Here is an 11,383-nt window from a genome sequence, read left to right on the forward strand (position 1 = left end):
AAGGCCAGCTGCACGGCCGATCAGATCGGGACCGCGAACGGGGTGCCTGCTCTCTGGAGCGTGACGGGTGCACGGCCTCGGCCGTGCCATTGGCCGTCCCGCGCTTGTCTGCATTGCGACCGCCATCCGGCGGGCGTCACATGCCGTCATGTCCCGATCCCGGGCCGAACTGCGATAGCGGGTCGGCGGCCTTGGCCGCCCCCGTTCGGGTCCGGAGGTTAGGTCAGTCCGGTGCGGAACAGCGTCGGCGCATGCGCGCCGGCGACCGCACCGCCTGTGCCCGGATGTGGATGGCAAGGCCGGGCGCGGCGGGCGCGCCCGGGTGACGATGAAGGCAGGTCGGGGACAGGTCATGACGAACGAAATCTGGGCGCAGGTAAGCGAAGAGCTCAAGCAGGCGGTGGGCGCCAACAACCACACCACCTGGATCGCGCCGCTGCGCTTCGAGGCGCTGGTCGACGGCGTCGCCCGGTTCCACGTGCCCACCACCTTCCACGGCAACTACGTGCTGCAGAATTTCGGCGACCAGATCCTGACGCAGCTGGCCCGCGCCGGCTTCACCGTGCAGCGCCTGATCTTCGCCCAGTCCGCCAGCGCCGCCGCCGCGCCCCGTCCCGCGGCGCCCCAGCCGAAAGCCGACGCGGCCCCCGCCCATCTCGCGCTCGAGGATGACGACGCCACCCCCTCGGCCACGCTCGACCCGCGCTTCACCTTCGACCGCTTCGTCGTCGGCAAGCCCAACGAGATGGCCCATGCCGCCGCGCGCCGCATCGCCGAGGGCGGCAGCCTCGGCTTCAACCCGCTGTTCCTCTATGGCGGTGTGGGCTTGGGCAAGACGCACCTGATGCATGCGATCGGCCACGAGCTGCGCGCCAGCCAGCCGCATCTGAAGGTCGTGCTCACCTCCGCCGAGCAGTTCATGTACCGTTTCATCACCGCGCTGCGCGACAAGCGCATGATGGATTTCAAGCAGCTGTTCCGCTCGGTCGACGTGCTCATGGTCGATGACATCCAGTTCCTCGGCGGCAAGGATTCGACGCAGGAGGAGTTCTTTCACACCTTCAACGCGCTGATCGACGCCGGCAAACGGATCATCATCTCGGCCGATCGCGCGCCGGGCGCGATGAAGGATGTCGAGGAGCGGATCACCTCGCGCATGGGCTCCGGCCTCGTCGTGGACCTGTTCCCCACCGATTTCGAACTGCGCGTCGGCATCCTGCAGGCCAAGGCCGACTACTACCGCGCGCAATATCCCGGCATCGTGGTGCAGCCCGGCGTCTACGAGTTCCTGGCGCATCGCATCTCCAACAACGTGCGGGTGCTCGAGGGGGCCCTGACGCGGCTCTTTGCCTTTGCCTCGCTGGTGGGCCGCGAAATCTCGCTCGAGATGACGCAGGACTGCCTCGCCGACATCCTGCGCGCCAGCGATCGCAAGATCACCGTCGAGGAGATCCAGCGCCGGGTGTCGGAGCATTACAACATCCGCCTGTCGGACATGATCGGCCCGAAGCGGCTGCGCAGCTATGCCCGGCCGCGCCAGGTGGCGATGTACCTGTCGAAGAAGCTGACCTCGCGTTCGCTGCCCGAGATCGGCCGCCGCTTTGGCGGGCGCGACCACACCACGGTGATGCACGGGGTGCGCAAGATCGAGGAGCTGAAGGCCACCGACAGCCAGATCGCCGACGACCTCGAACTGCTGCGCCGCGCGCTCGAGGAATAGGCCGCGCCCCCGGCGCGAAGAGTGACGCCGCGCCGCCGCCGAAAATGCTTGAGGACGGGCTGAAAACAGGTAGTTTTCCAGTCCCGGCCCCGGTCGGCGACAACAGCGGAGCGATGCACATGAAATTCTCGATCGAACGCGGCGTTCTGCTCAAGGCCGTCGCCCAGGCCCAGTCGGTGGTCGAGCGCCGCAACACCATCCCGATTCTCGCCAACGTGCTGATCGAGGCCGAGGGCGACACGGTCCGCTTCCGCGCCACCGATCTCGATATCGAGGTGGTCGACCGCGCCCCGGCGACGGTCGAGGCCGCGGGCGCCACCACCGTCGCCGCCGTGCTGCTCAACGAGATCGTGCGCAAGCTGCCCGACGGGGCGCTGGTGACGCTGACCGATCAGGGCGGCAACGGCCGCCTGTCGATCGAGGCGGGGCGCTCGAACTTCCAGCTCGCGACGCTGCCGAAGGAGGACTTCCCGGTGATGGCCTCCTCGGAATACGAGGCCAGCTTCACCGCGCCCGCGCCGGTGCTGCGCCGGCTGTTCGACAAGGCGAAGTTCGCGATCTCCACCGAAGAGACGCGCTACTACCTCAACGGCGTCTACATGCATGTGGCCGAGGGCGAGCAGGGCCGCGTGCTGCGCTGCGTCGCGACCGACGGGCACCGGCTCGCGCGGATCGACGCCGAGCTGCCCGAGGGGGCCGAGACGATGGCCGGCGTCATCGTGCCGCGCAAGACCGTGAACGAGCTGCGCAAGCTGCTCGACGACGACGAGGCGCTGATCGAGGTGTCGGTGAGCGAGACGAAGATCCGTTTCACCACGCCGAACATCACCCTGACCTCCAAGGTCATCGATGGCACCTTCCCCGACTACAGCCGGGTGATTCCGCAAAACAACCGCAAGCGGCTCGAGGTCGACGCGACCGAGTTCGCCCGCGCGGTGGACCGGGTCGCCACTGTCAGTTCCGAGCGCTCGCGCGCGGTGAAGCTGTCGCTGGAGGAAGACCGGCTGGTGCTCTCGGTGAATGCGCCGGATTCGGGAGCGGCCGAGGAGGAGCTGGCCGTGGCCTATGGCGACGAGCGGCTCGAGATCGGGTTCAATGCCAAGTACCTGCAGGAGATCGCGAGCCAAGTGGACCGCGAGAACGCGGTGTTCCTGTTCAACTCCTCCGGCGATCCGACCCTGATGCGCGAGGGCGACGACCAGTCGGCGGTCTATGTCGTCATGCCGATGCGCGTGTGACGCGGGCGGGATTTGCGTATTTGAAGAACAAAGTCGGTGAGGGCCGCGCGTGAAGGCGGCCGTCACCGCGCTCGAGCTGTCGCATTTCCGCTCGCACAAGCGGGCGAAGCTGGCGCTCGACGGGCGGCCGGTGGCGATCTTCGGTCCCAACGGCGCCGGCAAGACCAACCTGATCGAGGCGATATCGCTGCTGTCGCCGGGGCGGGGCATGCGCCGCGCCGGGGCCGAGGAGATCGCGCGGCGGCCCGAGCGGCTGGGCTGGAAGGTCTGGGCCGAGGTCGAGGCCGAGGGCGCGCCGCACGAGATCGAGACCCGCGCCGAGGCCGGGCAGAGCCGCACCGTGCAGATCGACGGCAAGACCGTGCCGCAGGTGGCGCTGGCGCGGGTGCTCCGGGTGCTGTGGCTGGTGCCCTCGATGGACCGGCTCTGGATCGAGGCGGCCGAGGGGCGGCGGCGATTCCTCGACCGGGCGGTGCTGAGCTTCGATCCCGGCCATGCCGAGCGGGTGCTCGATTACGAAAAGGCGATGCGGGAGCGCAACCGTCTGCTGAAGGACGGGGTGCGCGATCCGCATTGGTACGGCGCGCTGGAGGGCCGGATGGCCGAGGCGGGCGCGGTCATCTCCACCGCGCGCCGCGCCGCGATCGAGCGCCTTGCCGGCGCGCAGGACGAGACCGAGACCGCGTTTCCCACAGCCGATCTGGCGCTTACCTATCCCGACGAGACGCCCGAGGAGGTCGGGGAACTCGGAGCGGCCTTCGCGGCGATGCGCGGCCGCGACATGGCGGCGGGCCGCACCCTGATCGGGCCGCACCGCGCCGACCTCGATGCTTTGTGGCGCGCCAAGGGGGTGGCGGCGCGCGACGCCTCGACCGGCGAGCAGAAGGCGTTGCTGATCTCGCTGATTCTCGCCAATGCCCGGGCGCTGGCCGCCACCGGGGGCGCGCCGCCGGTTCTGCTGCTCGACGAGGTGGCGGCGCATCTGGACACGCGCCGCCGCGCGGCGCTTTATGACGAGATCTGCGCGCTGGGGCTGCAGGCCTTCATGACCGGCACCGAGCCGGGGCTGTTCGAGGCTCTGGGCGAGCGCGCGCAACGCATCGAGGTGACCGAAACCGCCGGCGTCTCGAGGATCGGGAGCGAGACATGACCCCACAGCGCGTGACGCTCATCACCCTCGGCGTGGACGAGATGGCGCGCGCCTGCGCTTTCTACGAGGCTCTGGGCTGGTCGCCGCACCCGTCGAGCCAGCCTTCCGTGACCTTCTACCAGATGCACGGATCGGTGCTGGGGCTGTTCGGCCGGGCCGATCTCGCCAAGGATCAGGGGCGGGCCGGCGCCGATCTCGGCACCGGGGCGATGACGCTGGCGCAGAACTTCGAGACCCGCGCCGCGGTCGATGCCGCGTGGCGCCGGGCCCTCGATGCGGGCGCGACGGCGCTGAAGGCGCCCAAAGAGGTGTTCTGGGGCGGCTATTCCGGCTATTACGCCGATCCCGACGGCCATGTCTGGGAGATCGCCCACAACCCGTTCTGGCCGCTGGCCGCGGACGGGTCGCTGACGCTGCCCGACCCGGCATGACCCTCGCCGCGCATGACCTCGCGCTCTATGCGGGCGCGCTTTTCGTGCTGTTCCTGACGCCCGGCCCGGTCTGGGTGGCGCTGACCGCCCGGGCGCTGTCGGGCGGGTTTCACGCAGCTTGGCCGCTGGCGCTCGGCGTGGTGGTGGGCGACGTGCTCTGGCCGCTGCTCGCCATCCTCGGCGTGAGCTGGGTGCTCTCGGTCTATGGCGGGTTTCTGGAATTGCTGCGCTGGGTCGCGGCCGCGATGTTCGTGACCATGGGCGTTCTGCTGTGGCGCCATGCCGACGCCTCCATCGCCCGCGACAGCCGCCTGACGCGGCCCGGCATGTGGGCCGGTTTCGCGGCCGGTCTGGCGGTGATCCTGGGCAATCCCAAGGCGATCCTGTTCTACATGGGGATGCTGCCCGGCTTCTTCGACCTGTCGGGTCTGACCGTGCCCGACATCGCCGCGATCTGCGCGATCTCCTTCGTCGTGCCGCTTGCGGGAAACCTCGTTCTGGCGGCCTCGATCGACCGGGCGCGGGCGCTTTTGACCTCGCCGCCGGCGCTGCGCCGGACCAACCGCGCGGCGGCGGTGATGCTGGTCGGCATCGGGCTGCTCATTCCCCTGCTATAGCGCAAAATATGGGGGAAAACCGTGACATCCCCCACCAGTATTCGTATATTCCGCCGGTAACGTCCCGAGGATTTCCCCCATGGCTGAACCCGCTCTGCAACCCAACGTCTACGGCGCCGATTCCATCAAGGTTCTCAAGGGCCTGGATGCGGTCCGCAAGCGTCCGGGGATGTATATCGGCGACACCGATGACGGCTCGGGCCTGCACCACATGGTCTATGAGGTCGTCGATAACGGCATCGACGAGGCGCTGGCCGGTCATGCCGATTTCGTGCAGGTCAAGATCCATGCCGACAACTCGGTCAGCGTGCGCGACAACGGTCGCGGCATTCCGACCGACATGCACAAGGAAGAGGGCGTCTCGGCGGCCGAGGTCATCATGACCCAGCTGCATGCCGGCGGTAAGTTCGACCAGAATTCCTACAAGGTGTCCGGCGGCCTGCACGGCGTCGGCGTCTCGGTGGTCAACGCGCTGTCGGACTGGCTCGAACTGCGGATCTGGCGTGACGGCAAGGAGCATGTCGCCCGCTTCGAGCGCGGCGATACCGTCAAGCATCTCGAGGTGGTGGGCCCGACCGATCAGACCGGCACCGAGGTGCGCTTCCTCGCCTCGACCGACACCTTCTCGAACCTCGACTACGATTTCGCGACATTGGAAAAGCGCCTGCGCGAGCTGGCCTTCCTGAACTCCGGCGTGCGCATCATCCTCGAGGATGACCGCCCGGCGCAGCCGCTGCATACCGAGCTGTTCTACGAGGGCGGGGTGCGCGAATTCGTGAAGTATCTCGACCGCTCCAAGCACGCCGTCATGCCCGAACCGATCTGGATCGAGGGCGAGAAGGACGGCATCGGCATCGAGGTCGCGATGTGGTGGAACGACACCTATCACGAGACCGTGCTGCCCTTCACCAACAACATCCCGCAGCGCGACGGCGGCACTCACATGGCGGGCTTTCGCGGCGCGCTGACCCGGACCATCAACAACTACGCGCAGACCTCCGGCATCGCCAAGAAGGAGAAGGTCTCCTTCACCGGCGACGACGCCCGCGAGGGGCTGACCTGCGTCCTTTCGGTCAAGGTGCCGGACCCCAAGTTCTCGTCCCAGACCAAGGACAAGCTGGTCTCCTCGGAGGTGCGCCCGGCGGTCGAGAACCTCGTCGGCGAAAAGCTCGCCGAGTGGTTCGAGGAAAACCCCAACATCGCCAAGCAGATCGTCGGCAAGATCGTCGAGGCGGCGCTGGCCCGCGAGGCCGCGCGCAAGGCCCGCGAGCTGACCCGCCGCAAGACCGCGATGGACGTCAACTTCCTCGCCGGCAAACTCAAGGACTGCTCCGAGAAGGACCCCTCCAAGACCGAGGTCTTCCTCGTCGAGGGTGATTCCGCGGGCGGCTCGGCCCAGACCGGCCGCGATCGCGGCACCCAGGCGATCCTGCCGCTCAAGGGCAAGATCCTCAACGTCGAGCGGGCGCGCTTCGACCGGATGCTGTCGAGCCAGGAGATCGGCAACCTCGTGATGGCGCTCGGCACCGGCATCGGCCGCGACGAGTTCGACATCAAGAAGCTGCGCTACCACAAGATCGTCATCATGACCGACGCCGACGTGGACGGCGCGCATATCCGGACGCTGCTTCTGACCTTCTTCTTCCGGCAGATGCCGGAGCTGATCGAGGGCGGGCATCTCTACATCGCGCAGCCGCCGCTCTACAAGGTGTCGCGCGGCAAGTCCGAGGTCTATCTCAAGGATCAGGCCGCGATGGACGAGTACCTGATCCATCAGGGCACCGACGGCACCGCGCTCAGGCTAGGCACCGGCGAGGAGATCACCGGCAACGACCTGCGCCGCGTGGTCGAGGAGGCGCGCCAGCTCAAGCGCGTGCTCGACGCCTTCCCGACCCATTACCCGCGCCACATCCTCGAACAGGCCGCGATCTCGGGCGCCTTCGTGCCCGGCGCGGTCGATGCCGACCTGCAGGGCGTGGCCGACAAGGTCGCCAAGCGGCTCGACCTGATCGCGCTCGAATACGAGCGTGGCTGGCATGGTCGGATCACCCAGGATCACGGCATCCGGCTGGCGCGCATCCTGCGCGGGGTCGAGGAGGTGCGCACGTTGGACGGGCCGATGCTGCGCTCGGGCGAGGCGCGCAAGACCGGCAGCTTCACCAAGTCGCTGCAGGAGATCTACGACCTGCCCGCGACGCTGGTGCGCAAGGACCGGACCCAGCTGATCCACGGCCCGCTCGATCTCTTGGCCGCGATCCTCGAAGAGGGCCAGCGCGGCCTGACGCTGCAACGCTACAAGGGTCTGGGCGAGATGAACCCCGACCAGCTGTGGGAAACCACGCTGGATCCCGAGGCGCGGACGCTGCTGCAGGTGAAGATCGAGGATTCGCTCGAGGCCGACGACCTCTTCACCAAGCTGATGGGTGACGTGGTCGAGCCGCGCCGCGAGTTCATCCAGCAGAACGCCCTCAACGTCGAGCATCTCGACTTCTGAAGCCTCGTAGGATCGCGCATCATCATGCGCGATCCTCACGCTCTTGCGCGATTTGCCCATGGGGCTTGCCTGCTAGGGATCGTACAGCGGCTTTTCCAACCAAGATCCGCTCTTGCTCCTGAAAGCCCTCTAAACCACCGGTCCGCTAGCCCCTGTAGACAGCTTTGCGGCTTTGTCTCGGGCTCTCCCGCTTCTGCTTACGTCTCCTCAGGTGTAGGCCTGAGGCCGCCGCAGCGCCGGATTTCGAACTCATGATGGAGCCGTTCCGCAAGCTCGGACGGTGAGGTTGGCTTGATGCAGACCTGCACCTCGGGATGCGCCCGGCGCAGGTGATCCGGCAGGCCCACCCCGGTATGCACGACCACCGGCACCTCGGGACGGAGCACGTCCAGCACCGGGCCGATATCGCCATCGGGCAGATCGACGTCGACGATCGCCGCATCGGGTCGTGCGGTCTCGATCAGAGCCAAGGCATGTGCCACGGTCGATGCCGGTCCGAGGGCCGTGCCGCCGGCATCCTCGACACCGAGCGAGAGATCAAGCGCGATGAAGGGCTCGTCTTCCACGACCAGGACCCTGAGGCCATGAAGATATCGATCAGGTTCGGTCAAGACGCCGCTCCATCCCTTTTACTGTGACAGCCGTTCGAGCATCGCGGTCAGGTGGATCTTGACGCCCTCCCGGCTCCAATCATGTTCGATCGTGCCGCCGAGCTGGCCCGTGGCACTGAGGCGCGCCAATTGGCTGCCGAATCCGCTTCGGTGCGGCGGTCCCATCAATTCCGGGCCACCGGTCTCGGCCCAACGCAGGGAAAGCGCATCTCCATCCGTGGTCCAATAAACCGTCACCCGGCCTTCGGGGGCGGAAAGCGCGCCGTATTTGGCGGCATTGGTGGCCAACTCGTGCAGGATGAGCGCAAGCCCCGTCGTGGCGGTGGGGCCGAGTTCCACCGGTGGGCCGTCGAGTTCGATCGCCCCGTCCCGCCCGTCGATATGCGGCTCCATCACCACCTCGATCAGCTTGTCGAGCCCGCCGGTCGCTTCGGGGCTCTGGCGCGCGGTGATCGAGCTGCCGATCAACTCATGCGCGCGGGCGAGCGCCATCACGCGGCCGGTGAGCGCGGCCGACAGCTCGTCCACGTTGTTGGCATGGCGCGCGGTCATCTTGATCATGCCGGCCGTGATCGAGAACAGGTTCTTCACGCGGTGGTTCAGCTCGCGCATCAGCAGCTGGCGCGCCTCTTCGGCGCGCTTGCGCTCGCTGATGTCGAGAATATTGCAGACCGCGCCCTGCAGTTCCCCCTGCCAGATTACCGGGCGGACCCAGTATTCCACCGGGAAGGAGCTGCCGTCGGTGCGATGGAAGACCTCGTCATCGACATGGGCCATCTCGCCGGTCGCGGCGACATGATAGATCGGACAATGTTCACGCGGGTAGGGCGTGCCATCGGCGCGGGAGTGGTGGATGATCTCGTGCAATTGCTTGCCGATGACGTCCTCTTCCTTTTCGAAGCCGAGCATGCGCAGGAAGGCCGCGTTGCACCGCGTCGTGTAGCCGTTCCTGTCGACGGCATAGAACCCGTCCGCCGTGGCATCGAGCAGCAGCGCCAGATCGGCCTCGCGGCGTTCGAGGTCGCTCTCGATCCGGCGTCTTTGCTCGATATCCGTCAGGACGCCGGGGAAGCGGAGCGCCTGTCCGGCGGCGTCGTGCTCGCAAAATCCGACCGCCTCGACCCAGCGATAGCAGCCGTTGCTGTGCCGCGCCCTGTATTCGGCGCGGTATGAGCCGCCATCGCGGACCGCCTTGTCGATCAACCCGCGCACGCGGTCCCAGTCCTCCGGATGAATGGACGCCGCCGCCTCCGCGATCGGCATGCCGGCCCGGCACCGCTCGGGGGGCAGACCGAAGGCGCGAGCAAACCGTTCGTCCGCGGTGACGGTATCGGTCGGGATATGCCAGATCCAGGTGCCGACGATCGCCCCGGCGGCCAGAGCCAGCTCGATACGTTCCTGAGCGACCTCCAGATCCTTCTTGGTCCTGAGCAGATCGCTTTCGGCGCGTCGCCGTTCCTCGATCTCGCGCTGCGCGGAGCGGTAGAGGCGTGCGTTGTCCAGCGCGATCGCCGCCTGACCCGCGAGGCCATCCATAAGCTTTTCGTGATGGGTGGAAAACCGACCGGGCTCGGCGTGGCCGAAGAAAAGCCCCCCGAGCACCTCTCCCGATCGCGAAATCACCGGGACGGCCAGATAGCTGCGCACCGGTAGATGGCCTTCGGGCATGCCGCGATAGGGCGCGTTGTCTCCATAGCGCGGGTCGGTGGTGATGTCGTCGGAGCGCACGATGCCATCCCCCGCGAAAGTCGGGGCAAAGACCTTGGTGTTGCGCGGCATCGGAAAGTTGCTGAACGCCATGCGGTCGACACCCGACAGCGTATAAAGCATGTAGCTTTCGCCGGAGGCCCCGACGACGTTGTAGAAGAACGCGCCGAACTGGGCACCGGTGAGCTCGACCCCGGCATCGGTGACCATCTGCACCAGCGCCTCGTGATCCAGCTCGGCCGCCACTCCCGCCCCGGTCCGGTTCAAGGTTTCCAAGAGCCGTGCCTGATCGTTCAGCGCTTCCTGGACCGAGTATCTCTCCAGGATCAGGGCCGTGATCCGGGCCACCAGGTCGAGAAAATCATCCTCTCGCCTCGTCGGCAGGCCGGGTTTGGGACTGTAGATCGCGAAGGTGCCCAGCACCTTGCCCTTGGCGCCCACGACCGGATGCGACCAGCAGGCGCGCAGGCCATGCGGCAGGGCCAGATCGCGGAAATCCTTCCAGAGCGGGTCGGTCGCGATATCGGCGACGTGGACCGGAGCACCTTCATAGGCGGCGGTGCCGCAGGACCCGACCGCCGGCCCGACCGCGACACCGTCGATGGCGTCGGTATAGGACTTGGCCAAGCCGATTGCGGCGCCGTGGTAGAGCCTGCCGCCCTCCTTGTCGGTCAGAAGGATCGAGCAGGCGGCCTCCCGGCCAACGAAGTTCTGAACCGCCCGCATCAGCTCGTCGAGGATCAGTTCGAGGGGCCGCTCCTGCAGCGTCAATTCCAGAAGCTTGTGCTGGAGAACCTGCCGTTCGTCGGTTTTCTCTTCGGCGGGTTCCGTGACCGACGCATCGAGGATCGTGCAGAGCACTCCCGCCGGTCGGCCGTGATCGTCCGCGACAGGTGCGAGCGACATTTCGTTCGTCAGGGCGGGACTGCCGTGGACAGGGGGAGATGACAACTTCAGCCGGGCCGCTTTTACCCCTTCCGTGACCCCGGCCAGAACCGGCTCTATGTTGCTCCAGAACGCCGCGAGGCCCTGCGCCGCCGGCTGTCCGAGAGCCTCGGGATGCGCCGTGCCAAGCAGTGGGCGGTAGGCGTCATTGTAGAACAGGTGCTGCTCGGGGCCCCAGCACATCCAGCTCGGCAGGGGAGATGCCAGCATGATCTGTAGTGCCGTCTTGAGGCTTTGCGGCCAGTCACACGGAGACCCGAGGGGGTGCCCATGCCACCCCCATGCCTCGATCATCGCCCCCGACTTCGCCCCCGCCCTCGAGGAACATCAGTCGTTCATCGGCACCTGAAAGCAGCACGTCCCTCCTGTTCGGGCGATGTAGCACGCCGCAAACGTACAAACTACTATGGGCGCCGGGCGCGGCAAGGAACTGCTTGATGGGAGACGCGCCCGGACGACCCGATTGGCGA

8 protein-coding genes are annotated in these 11,383 nt (G+C 67.2%); 6 read left to right on the plus strand and 2 right to left on the minus strand.

Annotated elements, in window-relative coordinates:
* Positions 1 to 352 precede the first annotated feature (352 nt).
* The 6 genes from dnaA to gyrB all read left to right on the plus strand — a co-directional run bounded on the left by dnaA (position 353) and on the right by gyrB (position 7,650).
* Positions 353 to 1,720, plus strand: a complete 1,368-nt coding sequence (dnaA, locus tag ACRAQ3_RS00005) for a chromosomal replication initiator protein DnaA (protein WP_269397405.1) — start codon at positions 353 to 355, stop codon at positions 1,718 to 1,720.
* A 119-nt stretch (positions 1,721 to 1,839) separates the two neighbouring features.
* On the plus strand, positions 1,840 to 2,958 hold the full coding sequence (dnaN, locus tag ACRAQ3_RS00010) for a DNA polymerase III subunit beta (RefSeq protein ID WP_269397406.1): 1,119 nt from the start codon (positions 1,840 to 1,842) through the stop codon (positions 2,956 to 2,958).
* Positions 2,959 to 3,007: 49 nt separating this feature from the next.
* A complete protein-coding gene (recF, locus tag ACRAQ3_RS00015) occupies positions 3,008 to 4,108 on the plus strand; it encodes a DNA replication/repair protein RecF (RefSeq protein WP_432255239.1) in 1,101 nt (366 codons plus the stop codon).
* Positions 4,105 to 4,539, plus strand: coding sequence for a VOC family protein (locus ACRAQ3_RS00020; RefSeq protein ID WP_432255240.1), 435 nt, complete (start codon positions 4,105 to 4,107; stop codon positions 4,537 to 4,539). The genes recF and ACRAQ3_RS00020 overlap by 4 nt, the downstream gene beginning before the upstream one ends.
* Entirely contained in the window at positions 4,536 to 5,156 is a 621-nt protein-coding gene (locus ACRAQ3_RS00025) for a LysE family translocator (protein ID WP_269397409.1), read from the plus strand. Before ACRAQ3_RS00020 ends, ACRAQ3_RS00025 begins: the two co-directional genes overlap by 4 nt.
* Positions 5,157 to 5,235: 79 nt before the next feature.
* The gene (gyrB, locus tag ACRAQ3_RS00030; protein ID WP_269397410.1) at positions 5,236 to 7,650 is read left to right on the plus strand and encodes a DNA topoisomerase (ATP-hydrolyzing) subunit B; all 2,415 of its coding nucleotides are present in this window, start codon (positions 5,236 to 5,238) and stop codon (positions 7,648 to 7,650) included.
* A 197-nt stretch (positions 7,651 to 7,847) separates the two neighbouring features.
* Here the strand turns inward: gyrB and ACRAQ3_RS00035 are convergent, their stop codons facing one another.
* Complete coding sequence (locus tag ACRAQ3_RS00035) at positions 7,848 to 8,216, minus strand: response regulator (RefSeq protein WP_432255241.1); 369 nt, start codon at positions 8,214 to 8,216, stop codon at positions 7,848 to 7,850.
* 63 nt (positions 8,217 to 8,279) lie between these two features.
* Positions 8,280 to 11,123: a GAF domain-containing protein gene (locus ACRAQ3_RS00040; protein ID WP_432255242.1), complete on the minus strand. Its 2,844-nt coding sequence runs from the start codon at positions 11,121 to 11,123 to the stop codon at positions 8,280 to 8,282.
* Between the last annotated feature and the right edge of the window lie 260 nt (positions 11,124 to 11,383).

Source organism: Limimaricola sp. AA108-03, from assembly GCF_050847355.1.
Taxonomy (GTDB): domain Bacteria; phylum Pseudomonadota; class Alphaproteobacteria; order Rhodobacterales; family Rhodobacteraceae; genus Limimaricola.

Bases quoted from the DNA above. Each gene is read 5' to 3' on its own strand.
- ACRAQ3_RS00040 (WP_432255242.1), bottom strand. From the start codon at position 11,123: ATGCTGGCATCTCCCCTGCCGAGCTGGATGTGCTGGGGCCCCGAGCAG.
- gyrB (WP_269397410.1), top strand. From the start codon at position 5,236: ATGGCTGAACCCGCTCTGCAACCCAACGTCTACGGCGCCGATTCCATC.
- ACRAQ3_RS00020 (WP_432255240.1), top strand. From the start codon at position 4,105: ATGACCCCACAGCGCGTGACGCTCATCACCCTCGGCGTGGACGAGATG.
- ACRAQ3_RS00025 (WP_269397409.1), top strand. From the start codon at position 4,536: ATGACCCTCGCCGCGCATGACCTCGCGCTCTATGCGGGCGCGCTTTTC.
- dnaN (WP_269397406.1), top strand. From the start codon at position 1,840: ATGAAATTCTCGATCGAACGCGGCGTTCTGCTCAAGGCCGTCGCCCAG.
- dnaA (WP_269397405.1), top strand. From the start codon at position 353: ATGACGAACGAAATCTGGGCGCAGGTAAGCGAAGAGCTCAAGCAGGCG.